This window comes from Parasphingorhabdus sp., assembly GCF_036964675.1.
Lineage (GTDB): Bacteria > Pseudomonadota > Alphaproteobacteria > Sphingomonadales > Sphingomonadaceae > Parasphingorhabdus.
The window spans coordinates 64,643-84,860 of record NZ_JBALTF010000002.1 but is presented as its reverse complement, the minus strand read 5'-3'; the positions used below and the strand labels follow the sequence as shown (position 1 = coordinate 84,860).

Genomic DNA, 20,218 nt, shown 5'->3' with positions numbered 1-20,218 from the left:
CTATGCATTTTATTGCTTTCCCGTTGCGCCAAATCCGGTCGAAAACAACCGGTTCTGAACAATATTGGTTCCCTGTGACCGGGGAAGTCTGAACGAGACCTGCCTGCAAAAAAAAGCCATTCGTTCATCCATGAAGGATGAGCGGACTGCCTTCTTGGTGCCTTGCAAGCCTTGCCTGGCCGCGACAAAATCCTGTGCCGACTGGCTGGATGCCTGTCGGGCAATGGCGCGAGTGAGCAAGGCCTGATGATCCGCAAGTTGAACGGGTATATCAGCGCCAGCATCGCGCGCTATCCTTTGCGGGTTTTTGTGAGGAAAGTTCATATCCATAGCCGCTGGTCTAGCAGCGAAGATATAAGCTAGTGTGAAAGGGACGTTTACACCACCTTAGGACAGGTTAAGCAATTCTTCCTTGTATCCAACTAATTCGTACCAAAATGGATCACATCGGGGCGCACAGAAGGAAATGTTCGCTGCGCTGGCGCTAGCAGCGGGATTTCTTTAAGGACTGCAATTGATATGATGGATAGAATCAACGGAAATTTTCAACTGGGTGACGACCTGACGGGCAAGCGCATCGTGGTGGCCATGTCGGGTGGTGTGGATTCGAGCGTTGTGGCGGCCCTGGCGGCGCGAACTGGTGCGGAAACCATAGGCATTACCTTGCAACTTTATGACCATGGTGAAGCTGTCGGGCGCGTCGGCAGCTGTTGTGCCGGACAGGATATTCGCGACGCTCGCGCCGTGGCCGACCGGCTTGGCATTGCCCATTATGTTTTCGATCATGCCAGCCGGTTCAAGGATTCGGTCATGGATGTCTTCGCCGACGAATATATGGCCGGCCGGACACCAATTCCCTGCGTGCAGTGCAATATGGGAGTTAAATTTACCGATCTGCTGCAATTGTCCCGCGAACTGGGTGCCGACTGTCTGGCGACCGGTCATTATGTGCGCCGCGTTGCGGCTCCGGGCGGCGCAGAATTGCACCGAGCGCTCGACCCCGCGCGGGACCAGAGTTATTTCCTGTTTGCAACCACTCAGGATCAGCTCGACTATCTGCGCTTCCCGCTGGGTGATATGCCCAAGACACAGGTGCGCGAAATCGCCGAGGAGATGGGACTGGCGGTGGCCTTCAAGCCGGATAGTCAGGATATCTGCTTCGTTCCTGATGGCGACTATGCCAGCGTCGTGCGCAAATTGCGGCCGGAAGCGGACGATGATGGCGAGATTGTCCATATCGACGGCACGACAATGGGGCGGCACAAGGGGCTCATTCATTATACCGTGGGGCAGCGCAAAGGGCTGGAAATTGGCGGCCAGGCTGAACCGCTTTATGTTATTCGGCTGGAACCGGAAGCGAAGCGCGTTGTCGTTGGACCGAAGGCTGCCTTGGCGGTTGCCTCGGCATCGCTGCGGGACATCAACTGGATCGGCGGCGACTATGTCGGCCCGGTCGAGGTCAAGGTCCGCTCAATGGCCAAACCGACCTCCGCCCGGCTGGAAGGCCAAGAGCTGCAATTCCACAATCCGGAATTTGGCGTGGCTCCGGGCCAGGCAGCGGTCTTTTATCACAAGGAACGGGTATTGGGCGGCGGCTGGATCGACAGCACCGCTGCGGTTGAACAACAATGGCTGGCGGGTGTGGAAGTCTAGTTTATTCGGCGTCCAACTGGGCGTCCGTGAGCATCACACAGCCCCAGCCTTCCCGAAATTCAGCCGTAGCCGATTCGATTAACAGGGCCGAAGCCGTCACCCTTTTCTGTTCCTCATCGACGGTCAAACCGATCAATTCCATGCCGGGTTCAAAATCTTTCCGGCAATCCTCGATATCTCGCCCGCCGATATAGTGGCAGGAACAGGCGACCCGGGCGCCATAAGCCGTGCCAACATTCAGCTGTCCTTTGATGAACGCATAATTATACGTCAGCACGGCGATCAGGATGAGCAGGAAAAGTGCCCCGATATATAATAGGATGCGCCTTTTGCTCAGCGGAGCCCTGGATGTTGTTTTTACGGTTGCCATGGCCGCTTCTATTGGTGCAACGACACAATATGCGCAAGATTAAACTCGCTTTGATTTCGGTCCTGACGGTTGCCCTTTGCGGGTGCGGCGGGACTCGGGATCCAGCCCTGGCACCGCAGAAAAGTGCGGCGGAACTGGCCTATATCTCGGACTCCAGCCCGATCGCCAAGGGGCGGCTGGATGCGGCAATTGCACCGTTGTTCGAGGATCCAGCAATGGCGGAAACGCGGGCGCTGCTGATCATGTACCGGGGAAAAATCATCGCTGAACGTTATGGCGAGGGCTATGACGAGGATACGCGATTCATCAGCTGGTCGATGGCAAAAAGCTTCACCGGAGTTTTGATCGGATTTCTGGTAGCCGATGGCCGGCTGGTGCTCGATGACCCCGCTCCTGTGCCCGCGTGGCAAAGACCTGGCGATCCGCGCGGGAACGTCACCCTTCGACATTTGCTCCAGATGTCGTCAGGACTTGATCATACCGAAGTGCCCGAGCCAGGCGGCAAAACCATATTCGAGGCCGACACCAACCTCATGCTGTTTCTGGATGGCGCGCAGGATACGGCCGCCTATGCCGAAGCCCGCCCGATGGAGGCCAAGCCGGGTGAGAAGTTCGAATATAGCACCGCCACCAGTATCATTCTTTCAGACATTATCACCCGTACCCTGACCAAGAGCATTGATCCGGAAGTCCGGCACCACGTCACCTCGCGCTTCATCCGCGGGCGATTGCTGGAACCATTGGGAATGGATGGCACTTATCCGGAATTTGATCCGAATGGCACATTTCTGGGCGGCAGTTTCATTCAGGCAACCGCGCGGGACTATGGCAAATTCGGAGAATTTCTTCGGCACAATGGCGCCCGCAAAGGCGCACAGCATTTGCCGGTCAGCTGGATGCGATTTATGAAGGCATCGTCGAAAAACGACCCGGCCTATGGTGGCCACCTCTGGCTGAACAAGAGACGCCCGGAAGGTCGCAACCAGGTTTTGTTTCCGGACAATGGGCCAGAGACGATATTTGCGGCACTGGGCCATCTGGGCCAGCAAATCGTGGTTTCACCCGAACAGCAGCTGACCGTGGTCCGGCTCGGCAAGACGCAGGACGATGTGCTGGAACCAATGAGCGCGCAGATCGGCCGGATCATGGCGCTGTTCCCTATCGGCAGCTAAATCCCCGGCCGGCACTGCCAGATTAAAGGCAAAAGGTGCCTTCCACCACAGTCACGCATTTCCCGCCCAGCCATGCCCGGCCGCCATCGAGACGACAATTGACATAGCCGCCGCGCCGGCTCGCCTGATAGGCGGTAAAGCTGTCGCGGCCCAATTGCCTCGCCCAATAAGGCGTCAGGACGGCATGAGCCGAACCGGTCACGCTATCCTCGTCGACCCCGCCGCCAGGCACAAATACCCGGCTGAGTATATCGGTATCCTTGCCCGGCGCGGTGCAGATAAATTGTGCATTGCCGAGCGCGGCGAGCGCCTTCAGGTCGGGCCGGAGCGCCAGAACGTCATCGGCATTGTCATAGCGAAGCACATGATAGCGCCCTTCGTGAAACTGGGTTTCGACAGGACTGCCTCCGATCAGCGCGACAATCTCCGGCATGGCGCTCGGCGCAGGGGGGTGTGCCGGGAGATCCAGTGCATAGCCGTCGCCGTCGCGTTTCACGGTCAAAATCCCGGCTTTACGCGTCCGGAACGTCACTTGCTGCCGATCGGGGTCCTGCGACAATATGATATGTCCGCTCGCCAGCGTCGCATGACCGCAGAGCGCTATTTCCAGTGTCGGGGTGAACCAGCGCAACTCGTAATCCGCATCGCCGCTGTCATCGGGCAGATAAAAGGCGGTTTCGGCAAAATTATTTTCCTCGCCAATCGCTTGCAGGACCATATCATCCGGCCAGCGAGTCAGCGGCATCACTGCTGCCTGATTGCCGGTAAAGGGCCGGTCGGCAAAAGCATCGACGTGAAAATATGGCAGATTTGTCATGGGTAGAGTAGTCCTTCCTTCCAGTCTTCGCCGTTGCGAACAAAGGCACGCCGTTCGTGCAGCCGGTGTGCCTGGTCCTGCCAGAATTCAAATCGCGCTGGCACCAGGCAATAGCCTGACCAGTGTGGCGGGCGCGAGACATCGTCGCCCGCAAACCGCTCCGTCATTTCCTTGAACCGGGCTTCGAAAGTTGCACGGTTATCGAGCGGGCGGGACTGGTCAGACGCCCAGGCACCCAGTTGCGAATCCCGGCTGCGCGTGGCAAAATATGCGTCTGCCGTCGCATCTGCTACGGTCGAGAGATGGCCTTCGATCCGGATTTGCCGGCGCAGGCTTTTCCAGTGGAACAATATCGCGGCCTGCGAATTTTCGGCTATGTCACCCGCCTTGCGGCTCTGCTGGTTGGTGTAGAAGACAAAGCCATCAGGGCCATGACCCTTTAGCAGGACCATCCGCGCCGAAGGCTGCCCGCCGGCATTTGCAGTGGCAATGGTCATCGCATTGCTATCATTGATTTCGGTTGTCCGCGCTTCGGCGAACCAGCTGTTGAACAGCGAAAAGGGATCGGTCATGACTCTTTCTCTATCATCCTGCCGACGCCCGGCAAACAAACAAAATTTTGCTCGGCGACAAAGCGCAGTTTTCTGCTAAAAGCTCGGAACGAGGGGGCATCATGAACTGGGACCTGATTTTTACGATCACCAATAATTATGCCTTGTTGATGTGGCTGATTTTAGCATTTGCACCACGTCGCGAAGCGATACTTACCGGGCTGTTCTACGGCGGTATCGGCCTTCTGGCCTGTGCCTATGCGGTGATCATCATCCCGATGATGACTGGCATGATCGACGGGGGTAGCGGCGAATCACCGGATTTTTCAACCCTGACAGGCGTTCAACAACTGCTCTCCAGCCCCGGCGGGGCGACCGTCGGATGGATTCATTTTCTCGCCTTTGACCTGTTTGTCGGCCTATGGGTGGCGCGCAATGCGGATAAATACGGGTTTGCACGCTGGCTGCAGATACCTATCCTGCTATTTGTCCTGATGTTGGGGCCATTGGGATTGGTTCTCTATCTGCTGCTGCGCTTCACACGGCACAACAAGGTTGCAGACGCCGTTATGCCCGAATAAGACAGCGGAGTTGAAAATTGGCGAAAAATGCCAATCTCTGCATGGTAAGGATTTGAAAAAGGGCCAATAATGATCGATCCCTATCAAGCATTGGGTGTTGCCAAGGGCGCAAACGACAAGGAGATTAAGTCTGCCTATCGTAAGCTGGCCAAGGAACTACACCCAGATAAGAACAAGGATAATCCCAAGGCGACGGAGCGTTTTTCCGACGTCACCAAGGCTTATGACTTGTTGCTGGACAAGGATAAGCGCGCGCAATTTGATCGCGGAGAGATTGATGCGGAAGGCAATCCTACTGCGCCGTTCGGCTTTGGCGGCGGGGGCGGCTATCAACGCGGTCCGGCTGGCCAACAGCATGATTTCGGTAATGCGGGCGCAGATTTTGGCGATATTTTTGAAGGTCTATTCGGCGGTGGGGGCGGTGGTGGTTCTCCTTTCGGTAACCGCCAGCGCAGTGCGCCACCTGCCAAGGGCGCCAATGTCGCTTATCGGCTGAAGGTCGAATTTAGTGCTGCTGCAACCTTGCAGAAACAACGCATCACGCTGGAAGATGGCAAAACCATTGATCTCAGCCTGCCCAAGGGTGTCGAGGAAGGCACGCAAATGCGCCTCAGCGGCAAGGGCCGTCCAGGCCCGGGCGGCAATGGCGATGCCATTGTCACCATTCATATCAACCCCCATCCCTTTTACGAACGCGATGGCGACAATATCTCCCTGGAACTGCCGATCAGTCTGAAAGAGGCGGTGGAAGGAGCCAAGATCAAGGTCCCGACCGTGGACGGTCCGGTCATGCTGTCCATTCCCGCCGGATCGGATTCGGGCAAGACGCTGCGCCTGAAAAACAAAGGCTTTCATGGCAAATCTGGGGTCCGCGGGAATCAACTGGTCACTTTGATGATCGTCTTGCCGGAAAAAGATGAGAAGCTCGCAGAATTTGTAAAAGACTGGAATCCGCAAGACAATCCGCGCGCCAGCATGGGTGTTTAGATTTGGCCCGGAAGCTTAATGTCTGAACTCTCCCCCGAAGCCCGGCGTAAAGTCCAGGGAGAGCCAGGAGCCGTCGGCAAAAGAGCCGCCGAAAATCTGGCTGATGAGGGTCTGGTTGGTCGAGCCTTCATCATTATCAAGCGCACCGCCGTGGGTGTCTATTATGACGGCTTCACTTTTGCCGGAAATTTCGCTTATCTGTCGCTGCTTGCCGTATTTTCCTTTTTCATTGTCGCCGCCGCCATTGTCGGGGGATTTGGCCAGACCGCCGTCGGCACGGATTTTGTCGAGGCTTTTCTGGTGACCGTTCCGCCCTCGGTTGCCAGCGCGCTGCATGATCCGATCAGAGATGCGATGACCGCACGGACCGGACCTTTGCTCTGGTTCAGCGCGATCGTCGGGCTGTGGACCACAACCAGCCTGATTGAGACAATCCGGGAAATTCTCCACCGGGCCTATGGCGTACAGGCGCAGAGAGCGTTCTGGGAATATCGTCTGACATCAACCGTGCTCATTCTCTTGTCGGTCTTTTTCGCTATGCTGGCGCTCAGCGCCCAATTTGTGCTGGCCGGTATCAGCGGTTTTCTGGACACCTATTTCCCGGCTGCCGAGAGCGGTGCCCTTTGGGTCTCGCTTTCCAATATCATACCGTTTCTTGTTCTTTTTGCGACGCTTTATCTATTGTTCCGCCTGCTGACGCCACGCCAATATCGACCGCGCCAATATCCCAAATGGCCCGGAGCGGTGTTCATCAGCGGCTGGTGGCTGTTGATCACCGGACTATTGCCGATTTTTCTCAAATATGCGGCAAATTACCAGCTCACTTATGGCAGCCTTGCCGGGGTTATCATCACGCTCATCTTTTTCTATCTGGTCGGTCTTGGCATGATAATCGGTGCAGAGATCAATGCCGCTCTGGCTGAGCGGCCGCCGAGAAACGGGATTGGCGAATGATCCGCTGGAAAATCATCTGGATACGGTTTATCAGCAGCGAAAATCGGATTTCAGGAGATAGCGGCGATGAGTGATTTAATGAAGGGCAAGCGCGGCTTGATCATGGGGCTTGCCAACAACAAGTCGCTGGCTTGGGGGATCGCCCAGCGCCTGGCTTCAGAGGGCGCCGAACTGGCGATCAGCTATCAGGGCGAGGTGATGGCCAAGCGCGTTAGACCGCTTGCTGAACAATTGGGCTGTGAATTCCTGCTCGACTGTGACGTCAGCGACATGGACCAGCTCGACGCAACATTTGCCGAGATTGAAAAACGCTGGGGCAAGCTGGATTTTGTCGTTCATGCGATCGGATTCACCAACAAGGAAGCGCTGCGCGGTAAATATTTTGATGTTACCCTGGACGATTTCCTGATGACCATGAATATCAGCGTCTACAGCTTTACCGCTGTTGCCAAGCGCGCTGCTGCGCTGATGAGCGCCGGTGGATCCATGCTGACATTATCCTATTATGGTGCCGAAAAGGTCATCCCGCACTATAATGTTATGGGTGTAGCCAAAGCGGCACTTGAAACCTCGGTCAAATATCTCGCCAATGATGTTGGCCCCGATGGAATTCGGGTGAACGCCATCTCCGCTGGACCGATTAAAACATTGGCGGCCTCCGGAATTGGCGACTTCCGCTATATATTGAAATGGAACGAGCTTAATGCGCCGCTGCGCCGCAACGTGACAATTGATGACGTGGGCGCTTCTGCTCTCTATTTTCTGTGCGATCTGTCCGCTGGTGTCACTGGCGAAACCCATCATGTCGACGCAGGTTATCATACCGTTGGCATGAAGCAGGAAGACGCGCCCGATATCGCGCTGGATTAATGATCACGGCTTTGCATCATGTCCAGCTGGCCATGCCCGAAGCAGGAGAAGATCAGGCGAGGGGTTTCTATGCTGAAATTCTGGATATCCCCGAACGCACGAAGCCTGCGAAATTGCAGGGCAATGGGGGTTGCTGGTTTGAGAGGGAGAATGTCCGCGTGCATCTTGGGATCGAAAGCGATTTTCGGTCAGCAAAAAAAGCACATCCCGCTTTTCAGACAAGCGATTTTCACGACTTGATGAAAAAGCTGAAAAATGCTGGTTATTTGATACAATCAGCCGATGCGATCGATCACCACGCCCGTTTTTTTGTGAATGATCCTTTCGGCAACAGAATTGAGTTTATAAACGCGGAGAGAGAGTTTTGAGTTTCAACACATTCGGTCACGTCTTTCGCTTTTCCACTTGGGGAGAAAGTCACGGGCCTGCGCTTGGCGCGGTGGTCGATGGTTGCCCGCCTGGACTTGAACTGAGCGAAGCCGATATCCAGCCATTTCTAGATGCACGGCGTCCAGGCCAGTCGAAATATACGACCCAGCGGCAGGAACCGGACCAGGTCAAAATCCTGTCCGGCATTTTTGACGGCAAAACGACCGGTACACCAATTTCGCTGATGATCGAAAATGTCGATCAGCGCAGCAAGGACTATAGCGACGTCGCCAAAGCCTATCGCCCCGGTCATGCCGATTATGCCTATGATCAAAAATATGGCTTCCGTGACTATCGCGGCGGCGGTCGATCCAGCGCTCGCGAGACCGCGGCACGCGTTGCTGCGGGTGCGGTAGCGCGGCTGGTGATTCCGGAAGTGACGATAAGGGCTTGGGTTGCCGAAATCGGCGGCGACGCAATCGATCCGGCGCATTTTGATGCCAATGAAATCGGTAATAATCCGTTTTTCTGCCCAGATGTACAGGCCGCCAAACGATGGGAAGCGCTGGTCGACGGTGCCCGCAAGGACGGCAGCAGTCTTGGCGCGATTATCGCCTGCGAGGCGGTCGGAGTGCCAGCCGGTTGGGGCGCGCCGGTTTATGCCAAGATGGATAGCGAGATTGCCGCAGCGATGATGACCATCAATGCGACCAAGGGCATTGAAATCGGTGATGGCTTTGCCGCCGCCCGTCTGCGCGGTGAAGAAAATGCCGATGCGATGCGGCCGGGAGACAATGGTCCCGAATTTCTCGCCAACCACAGTGGTGGCACGGCTGGCGGGATATCCACCGGCCAGCCGATTTTCTGCCGGGTAGCGTTCAAGCCAACCAGTTCGATTCTGACGCCGGTGGCAACCATCACTCCCGAAGGGGCTGCGACCGAAATATCGACCAAGGGCCGCCATGATCCGTGTGTCGGCATTCGCGGTGTTCCGGTCGTCGAGGCGATGATGGCGCTGGTACTCGCCGACCAGAAATTGCTGCACCGGGCGCAATGTGGATGAAGAATATGCTGAAAATGGCTATCCTCCCGCTTGTTCTTGTCTGTTTGGTGGGGGCTGTGGGTGAACAACCCCGCCTGACCTTCAAAGGACTGGGGCCCGCGCAGATCGGCATGAGTGAAGCCGAACTCAAACAACTGGGATTTAGTGATCCGTACAGACCGGCAGATTGGCAAACCGACGAAGATTATGCAGCCTGCCACTTTCTTACAAAAGAGGCAGGCTATCCTGGCGTGCGATTCATGATCAATGAAGATATGCTCGTACGCATTGGCATCGGTCCCAATGACGCTGGTGTCAAATGGCAGACACTATCCGGCGCGACTATCGGAATGACCGAAACAGAAGTCGCGTCCATTTATGGAAACTGGATGAAAATTGACTATCATCCGTATCTCGGCGATGCAGGATCTTATCTGATTCTTGCGTCCAGCGATGGACGTTATCAGATGATATTCGAGACGGCGACCCCGGATGGAAGCGGCGAGCAATCTTCTTCTGTGCGGCTCAAAAGCCCCGATGCCAAAAAACGAGTCACCGATTTTCGAGCGGGCCTGGCAGAGGCCGTGAGCTATATTGAAGGCTGTTCCTGATCCATGATTGACCTGATTCTTCATATCATCGATGAATATATTCAGGCGCACAAGGCGATTATCGGTATCGTCATCCTTGGTTTTCTATTCGCCGGTTTCATCATGGAGCGCTTCCCCGCTGCCGTGGTCGCGGTGCTCGGGGCCTGCATGTTCCTGTTTCTAGGCATCATCGATTCCGATGGCCTGTTTTCGGTCTTCTCGAACACCGCTCCGATCACGATCGCGGCGATGTTCATCCTGTCGGGCGCGTTGCTGCGAACCGGGACAATTGACGCGATCGCCGGATTCATCATCAAGCGCGCCAAGCGCCACCCCAAGCTGGCGGTCGCCGAGATGTTTCTTGGCGCCTTTGTCGCTTCCGCCTTCATGAACAACACGCCGGTCGTGATCGTTCTGATTCCGATCATCCTTCGCCTCTCGCGGGCCACCGGCTTCTCTTCCAAGAAACTGCTGATCCCGCTTAGCTTCATTTGCATATTGGGCGGCACGACCACGCTGATTGGCACCTCGACCAACCTCATCGTCGATGCGGTTGCTCGGGATCAGGGTATGGCCGGTTTCGGGATATTCGAAATCACGCCCTACGGTCTGATCGCTGCCGTCGCGGGCACGATCATGATGGTATTGTTCAGCAGCTGGCTGCTTCCCAGCGGCGATGTCAAAGGTCAGTTTGACAGCAGCGACGAGAGCGATTTCCTCACCGAACTGACGGTCCGCCGCAAGGCGTCGGTGATCGACAAGAAACTCTCTGCCATTCCCGAATTGCGGCGGGCAGGCCTGGAGGTCACGGCGGTCAAGCGGTTGAGTAGCTATATCCGCCACGACCTGGATTTCCACGAATTGCGGGCAGGTGACCGGATTGTCGTGCAACTGGATCTCGCCGAGTTGATTTCCCTGCGCGAATCGGAAGATTTCAAGGTCGGCATTGTCCACAAGGGCGATGCTGGGCCGATGGGCGAGGAACTGGTTGAGGCCACGGTGGCGCCAAACCACCCCAGCATCGGCAACCGGCTGTTTGACATTCCCTTCCTGTCGCAGCTGGATGTCCGCATATTGGGCATGACCCGCTATCGCAATCTGCCTCGCTCTGATCTCACCAATGCGCGGATTCACGCAGCGGACCGATTGCTGGTGACCGGTTCTAGCGAAGACATTCGCCGCATGTATCAAAACCCCAATTTGTTTGGGGTCGGACAAACCAAAATCCGCGCCTTTCGCCGGGATCGCGCGCCAATTGCCATTGGTGCATTGGTTGCGGTGGTGGTTCTGGCCGCGCTCAACATAATCCCGCTGGCCGTGGCTGCGATTCTGGCGGTCGGCGCAATCTTGCTGGCGCGCTGTATCGACGCAGAAGAAGCGTGGGGTTCGATCGACGGCAATGTGCTGGTGCTGATATTCGGCATGCTCGCGGTGGGCCTTGGCCTGCAGCAAGCGGGCAGCGTTGACCTGATCGTTGCCGAATTGACTCCCTTTTTGCGGGAGGTTCCGCCCTGGGGGCTGGTGTTTGCAATTTATGTCTTGTCGGTGATCATGACCGAGATTGTGACCAACAATGCGGTCGCCATCATCATCACGCCGATCGCCATAGCGCTGGGCAATGATCTGGGGGTCGACCCCCGGCCACTCGTCATCGCGGTAATGTTTGCGGCTTCCGCCAGCTTCGCGACCCCGATCGGTTATCAGACCAACACGCTGGTTTACGCAGCGGGCAATTACCGGTTCACCGATTTCTTCAAGGCCGGCATTCCGCTGACCTTCGGTGTCGGTCTGTCGACCTGTCTGGCGATCAGCTTCTGGATGTAGTTCAGCCCTAAAGGCTTGCCGCGCTCTCCTGCTGACGATAGGCATGGGCCTGACAACAATATCGGGGAAAATCGCATGCTGGCATTCTGGTTCAAGATTCCGCTTTGGCAGCGGGTGATCGCTGCCCTGATCCTCGGTGTGATCACCGGCCTGATATGGGGCCCCGAATCCGAAGCCATCAAATGGATCGGCGATTTCTTCATCAAGTCGATCAAGATGCTCGTCGTACCGCTGATCTTCTTCTCGCTTGTCGCCGGTGTTGCCGCGCTGGGTGACCTCAAGAAGCTGGGCAGTGTCGGCGGACGGGCGATGGTCCTGTTTGTCATCACCGGCCAGATTGCGGCCTGGCTGGGCCTTGCGCTCGGCACGTTTTTCCAGCCCGGCAAGGGCGTCGATACCAGTGCCATCGAGATGGGCGCTACGCCCGAACCCAATCAAACCACCGCCGTGGACATGATCCTGTCGATTGTGCCCGACAGTCCGGTGCAGGTCATGGCCGATGTCAACGTATTGCCGCTGATCGTCTTTGCGCTGCTCATCGGTATCGGCATATTGATGGCCAAGGAAGACGGCAAACCGCTGGCGAAGATTTTCGATAGCGGCGCGATCGTCATGCAGAAAGTCACGATGATCGTGATGGAACTGACCCCGTTCGGCGTGTTCGCGCTGATGGCATGGGTAGCAGGTACGCTGGGCACCGATGCCCTGATATCGCTCGCGCAGCTGGTCGGGCTCAACTATCTTGGCTGCCTGCTGATTATCGGGATAGTCTATTCAGGGATGATCAAGTTCATTGCGAAATTGCCGGTAATCGATTTCTTTCGTGGGATCATCGACGCCATCGCGGTCAGCTATTCTACTGCTTCGTCCAACGCGACCCTGCCGGTGACGTTGCGCTGCGTCGAACGCAACCTCGGTGTCAGCAATTCGGTTGCCAGCTTCGTGGTCTCGCTCGGCGCAACGATCAACATGAATGGCACCGCCATGTATCTGGGCCTCGCCACCTTGTTTGGCGCGCAGATATTCGGCGTTGATCTGACCTTTGGTGACTATGTGCTGATCTCTATCACCTCGACCCTCGGGGCCATCGGCGCAGCGGGCATCCCCGGCGCAGGCCTGATCATGATGGCTTTGGTCTTCGGCAGCGTCGGCGTCCCGCTCGAAACCATCGCCTTTGTCGCCGGCGTGGACCGGATCATGGACATGATGCGTACGACTACCAATGTCTCGGGCGATGCCGCCGTTGCGGTGACGGTGGCAGCGATGACGGGTGAGATTGATCGCGAAGAAATGATTTCGGCGGACGATGTTTGAGATTGGTAATAACAGCTTTAGGAAAAATCACCGTTAGCAGTCCGCTCAGAGTGTACAATCAGGGACTGTTAAAACGGCCCCTCAGCTTCTTTTAAATTGCTATCAATTCTCGACGGTGCAACAGCCACCAAGCGACTCCAGTCGGCAGGCCATAGATTATGCCCATGTCCAGCAATTGAATCTTGGCAATCTCATATTGGCCAAAGAACATCAGATGATCGACGGCAAAAAACAGAAGCTTACCTGCAACGGCACTCCAGAGAATCGCAATTACGCCAACCCACGATTTGCGTGCACTTCGATAAAGTAAATGCGTCACAGGCAATCCAAATATTGCCAAGCCTAGTGCGACAAATGGCACGGCAAATAAGCCGTAAATGATCAAAATCAGAGGTATCGCCCAGAGGTCAGAAAAATCTATCGGCTCGTACCAAGACGCCAGTAAAAATTGCAGGGTAATACCGGTGTAAGCACCTATTGCAACGCTAAGCCAAAAGCTCTTGACGCCATGAATTGGTTCACTGCTCATCGAGTTGTCAATTTCAACGCCTATCAAACAATCTGTCAGTCGGCAAAAGGATCGGTCACCAAAATCGTATCTTCCCGCTCCGGTGAAGTGCTGACCAAAGCCACCGGACACTGGATTAGTTCCTCGACCCGGCGGATATATTTGATCGCTTGCGCCGGCAAATCAGCCCAGCTGCGCGCGCCGGCAGTGGTTTCGTTCCAGCCTGCCATCGTCTCGTAAATGGGTTTGACCGCGGCCTGATCCTGATGATGCGGCGGCAGATAGTCATAGGTCACGCCATTGAGATCATAGCCAACGCAGATTTTCAACTCCTCGAAACCATCCAGCACGTCGAGCTTGGTCAGCGCAATGCCGGCGACGCCCGACACGGCCAGAGCCTGCCGGACCAGCACGGCATCAAACCAGCCGCAGCGCCGCTGGCGACCGGTCACCGTGCCAAATTCATGGCCGCGTTCGCCGAGCCGTTGGCCGACTTCATCGTCCAGTTCCGTCGGGAAGGGCCCCGACCCAACCCGCGTCGTATAAGCCTTGGTGATCCCGAGCACATAGCCGGTACCCGACGGGCCGATGCCGGACCCGCCCGCTGCGGTACCCGAAATCGTATTGGAGCTTGTGACGAAGGGATAAGTGCCGTGATCGACATCAAGCAGCACGCCCTGCGCGCCTTCGAACAATATGCGTTTGCCGTCGCGGCGCGCTTCGTTGAGGCGCTTCCAGACCGGCTGGGCATATTGCAGCACACTGTCGGCGATTTCCTTCAGGTCATTGAGCAGCCGCTCGCGGTCGACCGGCGGTTCGCCAAAACCGGCACGGAGCGCGTCATGATGGGCGCACAGCCGGTCGAGTTGCGGGCCGAGATCGTCGAGATGGGCGAGGTCACAGACCCGGATCGCACGGCGCCCGACCTTGTCTTCATAGGCCGGACCAATGCCGCGGCGGGTCGTGCCGATCTTGCCCTTGCCGCTGGCATCTTCGCGCATCGCGTCGAGATCACGATGGATCGGCAGAATCAGCGGGCAGGTTTCGGCAATGCCGAAATTGTCGGTGTTGATGGTAACGCCCTGGCTTTCGAGTTTTTTGATTTCGTCGCGCAAATGCCAGGGATCGAGCACCACGCCATTGCCGATGATCGACAATGCGCCCCGCACGATGCCAGAGGGCAGCAGGGAAAGCTTGTAGACCGCGCCATCGACAACCAGCGTATGCCCGGCATTATGGCCGCCCTGAAAGCGGACCACGACATCGGCGCGTTCGGACAGCCAGTCGACAATCTTGCCTTTGCCCTCATCACCCCATTGCGCGCCGATTACCGTTACATTGGCCATTGATTCACTTTCTTATACTGGTTCCGGCTGATCGCCGTTTAAAATATGGGAACAACCAAGCGCCTTGGCCTGGTCCTTGTCTGACAGGGCCGCCACGGTACGCCAGCCCGCTTCTCTAAGCCGCGTTGCCGCAGATCGGTCATGACCGAGAGGCAAGAATATCTGGTCGCTGGTCTTTGCGCCAAAACCGGCATCGATTAGCGGATTGGGATAGAGTGAAAAGCCAACCGCGGATTCGGACTGACCATCGGGATGACCAATTTCATAGCTGCCACCGCGTCCCAGCGCACCGACGAAAGTGTCGGCATAGAGGGTGAAACCAAACCAGTTCTGATATTCAAAGCCATGCCGTTCGGTCGGGTCCAGAGTCAGGCTGGCTTTTCCCCTGATGCTTTCAGCAATCTGGGCAACGCCATCGAGACGCGAGCTGAGCAACCCGTCACCATCAAATGCGCGCAGCTTTGCCATCGCCTCGTCAAACGGTCCGGTTGCCTCGATCAGGGGCAGATAGCCGGTTGCGCCCATGGCGTTCAGACCTCCCGCATCCTTCATATCCAGTTCTCCGCGCACTTCGGCAAGCTGGGCCTCATTCAAAGGCAATGGCCCCGCCGCCAAAATGTCGATCAGGTCGGGCATGGTGAAATCCACGGTGATACCGGAGACGCCGGCTCGTTCCAGCGCCTCGATCGCGACCGAGACAATCTCGATGGCAGCGATGACGCTGTCATTGCCAATCAGTTCAGCGCCGATTTGCAGGCGGCTGCGTTCGGGCTGCAATTGCCCCGAACGCAGTTTCAGGACCTGCCCCGAATAGCTGAGTCGGAGGGGGCGTGGCCGGTCAGCCAGACTTGTCGATGCAATCCGGCCAATCTGCATGGTCATATCCGGGCGCAGCGCCAAAGTACGCTGGGAAATCGGATCGACAAAGCGCATCAGGTCGCTGCTGGATGCGCCCTGCATCCTATCGGTCAGGCCATCTTCATATTCGGCCAGCGGCGGTGTTACCCGGGCATAGCCATGGCTGGCCAGTGTATCGAGCACATCGCGTTCCAGTCGCGATGCCGCCTCGGCAAATGGCGGCAGCGCGTCATGGAACCCTTCGGGCAAGAGATTGGATGGCTTTTGCATGGCCCTGCTCCATAGCCCAAGCAACCGCTCAGGCCATCTTTTTTCTTGGGTCTGTTGCTATCGAATCAAAACTTCAGGGCCTTGACCGTCTTCACGCCTTCCAGCTGGCAAATCGACCAGAGTACGGTCTCTTCCACTGGAGAATCGATCGAGAGCAGCAGAACGGCCTCTCCTCCGGGTGCATCGCTACGACGGCCCAAGTGGAAGGTGCCGATATTGACGCCCGCTGCGCCAAGCGTCGAACCGACGCTGCCGATAAAGCCGGGCTGGTCCTGATTGACGATGTAGAGCATATTGCCCTCCAGATCGGCCTCAACCTTGATTCCGAACATTTCGACGAGGCGCGGACCGGATGATCCGAACAGGGTGCCGGCAACCGATTTCTCGCCTTCGTCGGTGGTCACCGAAACCCGGACCAGCGTGTGATAATCGCCTTCGCGCTCATGGCGGATTTCGCGGACATCGAGGCCGCGCTCCTTCGCCAGATAGGGCGCATTGACCATGTTCACGGTGTCGCTATAGGCCCGCATCAATCCGGCCAGCACCGCTGCCGTAATCGGCTTCTGGTCCAGTTCAGCTGCCGCGCCTTCTACTTCCACGGCGACGCCCTTGATCTGGTCAGCCGCGAGCTGGCCGACGAGAGACCCCAATTGCGTGGCTAGCGCCATATAGGGTTTCAGCTTCGGTGCCTGTTCTGCCGAAAGGCTGGGCATGTTGAGCGCATTTTCGACACCGCCATTGACCAGATAGTCGGCCATTTGCTCGGCTACCTGGATTGCGACATTGACCTGTGCCTCGCTGGTAGAGGCGCCCAGATGCGGCGTACAAATCAGGTTCGGAGCGCCGAACAAGGGGTTTTCCTTCGCCGGCTCCTGGGCAAAAACGTCGAGGGCTGCACCCGCGACATGACCAGATTCCAGCGCTTCCTTCAATGCTACCTCATCGATCAAGCCGCCGCGTGCGCAGTTGATGATCCGGACGCCAGGCTTGGTTTTTGCAAGCGCATCAGCCGACAGAATATTGCGCGTCTGGTCGGTCAGCGGCGTGTGCATGGTGATAAAGTCTGCACGGGCAAGAAGATCGTCCAAGGAGACTTTTTCAACACCCATTTCAACCGCACGCTCTTCGGTGAGGAACGGATCATAGGCGACAACCTTCATCCGCAAACCGATGGCGCGTTCGGCAACAATCGAACCGATATTGCCAGCGCCGATCAGGCCGAGTGTCTTGCTGGTCAGTTCCACGCCCATGAATTTGGATTTTTCCCATTTGCCGGCCTGGGTCGAAGCGTCGGCCGAGGGTAGCTGGCGAGCGAGGGCGAACATCAGGGCGATGGCATGTTCCGCCGTGGTGATGCTGTTGCCGAACGGCGTGTTCATGACCACGACACCCTTGGCAGAAGCGGCCGGGATATCGACATTGTCGACACCGATGCCGGCACGGCCAACCACTTTAAGATTGGTCGCGGCGGCCAATATTTCGGGTGTAACTGTGGTCGAAGAACGAATGGCGAGGCCATCATATTCGCCGATGATCTTCATCAGCTCTTCCGGTGTCTGTCCGGTGATTTCGTCGACTTCGCATCCCCGTTCCCGGAAAATCTGTGCGGCTTTCGGGTCCATTTTGTCGGATATGAGTACTTTTGGCATTTTTTGGATTCCTTGTTGGGATCGTCAGGCCAGCACAGGCCGGCCTCCAAACCAATGTCGGCATATTTTGGTCATTGGTTTGGGCCCCGGCCTCGGCCGGGGCGGCACAAAATTTAAGAAAGTTCGGATTTTACCTGAGCAAAGGCCCATTCGATCCAGCTCAACAGCCGGCGAATATCTTCTTGCTCGACGGTCGATCCGCACCAGATGCGCAGCGACGGCGGCGCGTCGCGATAGCCGTTGAAATCATAGGCAACGTCCATTTTTTCGAGCATAGCGGCGATCTTCTTGGGCACGGATGCTTTGGCATCATCATCCAGACCATCATACCAGTCGCCCTGAAACACCATGCAGACGCCGGTGTTGGTCCATTTCGCCGGATCGCTGACCATATTGCGCATCCACGGTGTGGCCGCAATCCAGTCGTGAACGATTTTGGCATTGCGGTCAGCGCGGGCATGCAGTTCCGGCAAGCCACCGATCGACTTGGCCCATTCCAGCGAAGCGATATAATCTTCGGTTGCCAGCATTGACGGCGTATTGATCGTCGCACCTTCAAAAATCGCGGTGTTGAGTTTGTCGCCCTTCTTCACCCGAAAAATTTTCGGCAGCGGCCAGGACGGGGTGTAGCTTTCAATCCGCTCGACGGCGCGCGGGCTGAGGATCAGCATGCCATGGGCGGCTTCCGATCCCATAACCTTTTGCCAGCTATAGGTGGTGGCATCGAGCTTGGCCCAGTCCATCGGCTGGGCAAAGACGGCGCTGGTGGCGTCGTTGATGGTGACACCTTCACGGTCGTCGGCAATCCAGTCGGTATCGGGAATTTTTGCGCCTGAGGTTGTACCATTCCAGGTGAAGACAATATCGTCACCCTTGTCGATCGTGGTCAGGTCAGGAATTTCGCCATAGTCGGCCTCAAGGACGGTCAGATTGGCAGGCTTGAGCTGCTTTACAGCGTCCTGGATCCAGACATTGCCAAAGCTTTCCCAAGCGGCGACCGTCACCGGGCGTGCGCCCAGCATATTCCACATCGCCAGTTCTACGGCCCCGGTGTCGGAGGCCGGCACAATGCCGATCAGATAGTCGTCGGGAATACCAAGCAATTCACGGCTCAGATCAATGGCATATTTCAGCCTGGCTTTGCCGGTGGCGCTGCGGTGTGAGCGGCCCATTGCTATGGTGTTGATTTTGTCGAGGGACCAGCCGGGAAATTTGGCTGTCGGACCCGAAGAAAAATTCGGGCAGTCAGGACGCAATTCTGGCATCGGTATATTTGTATCGGTCATTTTAACGCTTCTCCTTACAGAGAGCTCGCGCGGCGTTGGGACCGCGTGGCCCGGCGCCGCTTTGTATGGTGCAGCGCAGCAAGTCAAGCGCGTTTCTGGTTGCGAATGAAACCGGCTATTTTTTTCGGTAGAGCTCTTGTCCGCGGCGCAGGACCAAAAGTTTTTCCAGCGATACCGGATGAAAATAAGCCTCTACCCGGTCTCCATCAGGGGTAGTGCCATAGACTTCATAGCAACCACCATCGACCTTCGATTTTTTGATCGTCCAGCCTTGTGCAACCAGACTGGCTTCCAGTGCCGTTCGCGTTTTCCAACCGGATTGCGGGCCTGCTTCACAGGTCATCTTGCCGGTAGCAAGGGCAGGGGCGGATAGGCCAGTAATGGCCAATATCGCGGCTGTCGCGGCGGCAATTGCGGGATATTTCATCTTCATTATCTCCAAGTCTACTCGGTTTGCAGCGATTCGGCCGGCTTCGCTTTATCAGCTCTTCTGACATATATGATAATGCCTCGCAATAGCTCCAATGATAATAATGGAATAAAATGCGCTAGAGCGCCGCCGATGCCATCATGTATCAACAGCCAATGGGCCAGCGTCAGCACGGCAGCTATATATACCAGCCGCTGCAATCGCTTCCAGCCCTGCTTCATGCGACGCATCGCTGCGTTGTTGCTGGTAATGGCCAGCGGCACGAAAACTATCAATGCAGCCCAGCCGGTCCAGATGCCGGGCGCCCAGAATTCCGCCAGAATCGGTTTGAGAGCCTCCATATCTATGAGATAAAACAGCAGATGCAAAACGCCATAACCAAAGGCGGCTAGCCCGAAGGACCGGCGGCGTTTCATCATCCACCCCACCCACCGGCGATTGCCGAATATCACCGAAAGCGGCGTGATCATAAGCGCAATGATCATGAACCGGGCCGAAAATTCACCGGTAGGGTGCAGCATGTCCATGGCGATGATATCGCCCGCCAAATATCTTTGAACCAATAGAATGGCGGGTATAGTCAGCACTAGCCAGAAGACCGGCAGGCTGTTCAGATTACGCAAAAAGTTCATGGCATTGTCATGGATTTTGCTGTCCCGATGGTCCAGTATAAATTTGTCGCAATTTGTCCGGCAGATCGTTCCACGGCGCGGGCAAGATTTTTTAATCATTAGCTTTAGCCTGGATTTAACCATCTTCTGCCATAAAGCGCCTTAT

General features: G+C 56.5%; 21 protein-coding genes. 11 read left to right on the top strand and 10 right to left on the bottom strand.

All coding sequences use genetic code 11. The features are described from left to right. Positions 1 to 519: 519 nt before the first annotated feature. Positions 520 to 1,653 carry a tRNA 2-thiouridine(34) synthase MnmA gene (mnmA, locus tag V7665_RS01075; protein WP_335662689.1) on the top strand — a complete coding sequence of 378 codons (1,134 nt, stop codon included), beginning with the start codon at positions 520 to 522 and terminating at the stop codon, positions 1,651 to 1,653. 1 nt (position 1,654) lies between these two features. Here mnmA and V7665_RS01070 read toward each other — a convergent pair whose 3' ends face one another. After that, the gene (locus V7665_RS01070; protein ID WP_335662688.1) at positions 1,655 to 2,023 is read right to left on the bottom strand and encodes a hypothetical protein; all 369 of its coding nucleotides are present in this window, start codon (positions 2,021 to 2,023) and stop codon (positions 1,655 to 1,657) included. 29 nt (positions 2,024 to 2,052) lie between these two features. Here V7665_RS01070 and V7665_RS01065 point away from each other — a divergent pair, with 29 nt between their 5' ends. Continuing rightward, positions 2,053 to 3,195: a serine hydrolase domain-containing protein gene (locus tag V7665_RS01065; protein ID WP_335662687.1), complete on the top strand. Its 1,143-nt coding sequence runs from the start codon at positions 2,053 to 2,055 to the stop codon at positions 3,193 to 3,195. 22 nt (positions 3,196 to 3,217) lie between these two features. On the opposite strand, the gene V7665_RS01060 is transcribed toward V7665_RS01065, so the two are convergent. Continuing rightward, positions 3,218 to 4,012, bottom strand: coding sequence for a PhzF family phenazine biosynthesis protein (locus tag V7665_RS01060; protein ID WP_335662686.1), 795 nt, complete (start codon positions 4,010 to 4,012; stop codon positions 3,218 to 3,220). Continuing rightward, on the bottom strand, positions 4,009 to 4,584 hold the full coding sequence (pdxH, locus tag V7665_RS01055; protein ID WP_335662685.1) for a pyridoxamine 5'-phosphate oxidase: 576 nt from the start codon (positions 4,582 to 4,584) through the stop codon (positions 4,009 to 4,011). Before pdxH ends, V7665_RS01060 begins: the two co-directional genes overlap by 4 nt. Positions 4,585 to 4,631: 47 nt before the next feature. On the opposite strand from pdxH, the gene V7665_RS01050 reads away from it, so the two are divergent. The 9 genes from V7665_RS01050 to V7665_RS01010 all read left to right on the top strand — a co-directional run bounded on the left by V7665_RS01050 (position 4,632) and on the right by V7665_RS01010 (position 13,094). Then, positions 4,632 to 5,144: an ABA4-like family protein gene (locus tag V7665_RS01050; RefSeq protein ID WP_335662684.1), complete on the top strand. Its 513-nt coding sequence runs from the start codon at positions 4,632 to 4,634 to the stop codon at positions 5,142 to 5,144. A gap of 69 nt (positions 5,145 to 5,213) precedes the next feature. After that, positions 5,214 to 6,131 (top strand): DnaJ C-terminal domain-containing protein, encoded by a 918-nt coding sequence (locus V7665_RS01045; RefSeq protein ID WP_335662683.1) that lies wholly within the window; start codon positions 5,214 to 5,216, stop codon positions 6,129 to 6,131. Between the two features lie 18 nt (positions 6,132 to 6,149). Continuing rightward, positions 6,150 to 7,085 carry a YihY/virulence factor BrkB family protein gene (locus V7665_RS01040; RefSeq protein WP_335662682.1) on the top strand — a complete coding sequence of 312 codons (936 nt, stop codon included), beginning with the start codon at positions 6,150 to 6,152 and terminating at the stop codon, positions 7,083 to 7,085. A 66-nt stretch (positions 7,086 to 7,151) separates the two neighbouring features. Further along, positions 7,152 to 7,955 (top strand): enoyl-ACP reductase FabI, encoded by an 804-nt coding sequence (gene fabI, locus V7665_RS01035; RefSeq protein ID WP_335662681.1) that lies wholly within the window; start codon positions 7,152 to 7,154, stop codon positions 7,953 to 7,955. Further along, entirely contained in the window at positions 7,955 to 8,323 is a 369-nt protein-coding gene (locus tag V7665_RS01030; RefSeq protein WP_335662680.1) for a VOC family protein, read from the top strand. The genes fabI and V7665_RS01030 overlap by 1 nt, the downstream gene beginning before the upstream one ends. Continuing rightward, positions 8,320 to 9,387 (top strand): chorismate synthase, encoded by a 1,068-nt coding sequence (gene aroC, locus V7665_RS01025; protein WP_335662679.1) that lies wholly within the window; start codon positions 8,320 to 8,322, stop codon positions 9,385 to 9,387. Before V7665_RS01030 ends, aroC begins: the two co-directional genes overlap by 4 nt. After that, the gene (locus V7665_RS01020) at positions 9,384 to 9,977 is read left to right on the top strand and encodes a hypothetical protein (RefSeq protein ID WP_335662678.1); all 594 of its coding nucleotides are present in this window, start codon (positions 9,384 to 9,386) and stop codon (positions 9,975 to 9,977) included. Before aroC ends, V7665_RS01020 begins: the two co-directional genes overlap by 4 nt. Positions 9,978 to 9,980: 3 nt before the next feature. Continuing rightward, positions 9,981 to 11,780 carry an SLC13 family permease gene (locus V7665_RS01015; RefSeq protein WP_335662677.1) on the top strand — a complete coding sequence of 600 codons (1,800 nt, stop codon included), beginning with the start codon at positions 9,981 to 9,983 and terminating at the stop codon, positions 11,778 to 11,780. A gap of 75 nt (positions 11,781 to 11,855) precedes the next feature. Next, a complete protein-coding gene (locus tag V7665_RS01010; RefSeq protein WP_335662676.1) occupies positions 11,856 to 13,094 on the top strand; it encodes a dicarboxylate/amino acid:cation symporter in 1,239 nt (412 codons plus the stop codon). Between the two features lie 91 nt (positions 13,095 to 13,185). Here the strand turns inward: V7665_RS01010 and V7665_RS01005 are convergent, their stop codons facing one another. The 7 genes from V7665_RS01005 to V7665_RS00975 form a co-directional block, all read right to left on the bottom strand. Further along, positions 13,186 to 13,623 carry a hypothetical protein gene (locus V7665_RS01005; protein ID WP_335662675.1) on the bottom strand — a complete coding sequence of 146 codons (438 nt, stop codon included), beginning with the start codon at positions 13,621 to 13,623 and terminating at the stop codon, positions 13,186 to 13,188. Positions 13,624 to 13,658: 35 nt separating this feature from the next. Further along, a complete protein-coding gene (locus V7665_RS01000) occupies positions 13,659 to 14,948 on the bottom strand; it encodes an adenylosuccinate synthase (RefSeq protein WP_335662674.1) in 1,290 nt (429 codons plus the stop codon). 12 nt (positions 14,949 to 14,960) lie between these two features. Beyond that, positions 14,961 to 16,076, bottom strand: a complete 1,116-nt coding sequence (locus V7665_RS00995; protein ID WP_335662673.1) for an ATP phosphoribosyltransferase regulatory subunit — start codon at positions 16,074 to 16,076, stop codon at positions 14,961 to 14,963. 65 nt (positions 16,077 to 16,141) lie between these two features. Further along, positions 16,142 to 17,725, bottom strand: coding sequence for a phosphoglycerate dehydrogenase (gene serA, locus V7665_RS00990; protein WP_335662672.1), 1,584 nt, complete (start codon positions 17,723 to 17,725; stop codon positions 16,142 to 16,144). A 113-nt stretch (positions 17,726 to 17,838) separates the two neighbouring features. Beyond that, positions 17,839 to 19,011 (bottom strand): phosphoserine transaminase, encoded by a 1,173-nt coding sequence (locus V7665_RS00985; RefSeq protein WP_335662671.1) that lies wholly within the window; start codon positions 19,009 to 19,011, stop codon positions 17,839 to 17,841. A gap of 115 nt (positions 19,012 to 19,126) precedes the next feature. Next, positions 19,127 to 19,438 (bottom strand): PepSY domain-containing protein, encoded by a 312-nt coding sequence (locus tag V7665_RS00980; protein ID WP_335662670.1) that lies wholly within the window; start codon positions 19,436 to 19,438, stop codon positions 19,127 to 19,129. Positions 19,439 to 19,455: 17 nt separating this feature from the next. Next, positions 19,456 to 20,196, bottom strand: coding sequence for a sulfite oxidase heme-binding subunit YedZ (locus V7665_RS00975; RefSeq protein WP_335662669.1), 741 nt, complete (start codon positions 20,194 to 20,196; stop codon positions 19,456 to 19,458). Positions 20,197 to 20,218 lie beyond the last annotated feature (22 nt).

Coding starts and splice junctions, on each gene's coding strand:
- V7665_RS00985 (WP_335662671.1), bottom strand. CDS start 19,011: ATGACCGATACAAATATACCGATGCCAGAATTGCGTCCTGACTGCCCG.
- pdxH (WP_335662685.1), bottom strand. CDS start 4,584: ATGACCGATCCCTTTTCGCTGTTCAACAGCTGGTTCGCCGAAGCGCGG.
- V7665_RS00980 (WP_335662670.1), bottom strand. CDS start 19,438: ATGAAATATCCCGCAATTGCCGCCGCGACAGCCGCGATATTGGCCATT.
- V7665_RS01070 (WP_335662688.1), bottom strand. CDS start 2,023: ATGGCAACCGTAAAAACAACATCCAGGGCTCCGCTGAGCAAAAGGCGC.
- serA (WP_335662672.1), bottom strand. CDS start 17,725: ATGCCAAAAGTACTCATATCCGACAAAATGGACCCGAAAGCCGCACAG.
- V7665_RS01015 (WP_335662677.1), top strand. CDS start 9,981: ATGATTGACCTGATTCTTCATATCATCGATGAATATATTCAGGCGCAC.
- V7665_RS01040 (WP_335662682.1), top strand. CDS start 6,150: ATGTCTGAACTCTCCCCCGAAGCCCGGCGTAAAGTCCAGGGAGAGCCA.
- V7665_RS01005 (WP_335662675.1), bottom strand. CDS start 13,623: ATGAGCAGTGAACCAATTCATGGCGTCAAGAGCTTTTGGCTTAGCGTT.
- V7665_RS01000 (WP_335662674.1), bottom strand. CDS start 14,948: ATGGCCAATGTAACGGTAATCGGCGCGCAATGGGGTGATGAGGGCAAA.
- V7665_RS01060 (WP_335662686.1), bottom strand. CDS start 4,012: ATGACAAATCTGCCATATTTTCACGTCGATGCTTTTGCCGACCGGCCC.
- V7665_RS00995 (WP_335662673.1), bottom strand. CDS start 16,076: ATGCAAAAGCCATCCAATCTCTTGCCCGAAGGGTTCCATGACGCGCTG.
- fabI (WP_335662681.1), top strand. CDS start 7,152: ATGAGTGATTTAATGAAGGGCAAGCGCGGCTTGATCATGGGGCTTGCC.
- V7665_RS01065 (WP_335662687.1), top strand. CDS start 2,053: ATGCGCAAGATTAAACTCGCTTTGATTTCGGTCCTGACGGTTGCCCTT.
- V7665_RS01045 (WP_335662683.1), top strand. CDS start 5,214: ATGATCGATCCCTATCAAGCATTGGGTGTTGCCAAGGGCGCAAACGAC.
- V7665_RS01030 (WP_335662680.1), top strand. CDS start 7,955: ATGATCACGGCTTTGCATCATGTCCAGCTGGCCATGCCCGAAGCAGGA.
- mnmA (WP_335662689.1), top strand. CDS start 520: ATGATGGATAGAATCAACGGAAATTTTCAACTGGGTGACGACCTGACG.
- V7665_RS00975 (WP_335662669.1), bottom strand. CDS start 20,196: ATGGTTAAATCCAGGCTAAAGCTAATGATTAAAAAATCTTGCCCGCGC.
- V7665_RS01010 (WP_335662676.1), top strand. CDS start 11,856: ATGCTGGCATTCTGGTTCAAGATTCCGCTTTGGCAGCGGGTGATCGCT.
- V7665_RS01020 (WP_335662678.1), top strand. CDS start 9,384: ATGAAGAATATGCTGAAAATGGCTATCCTCCCGCTTGTTCTTGTCTGT.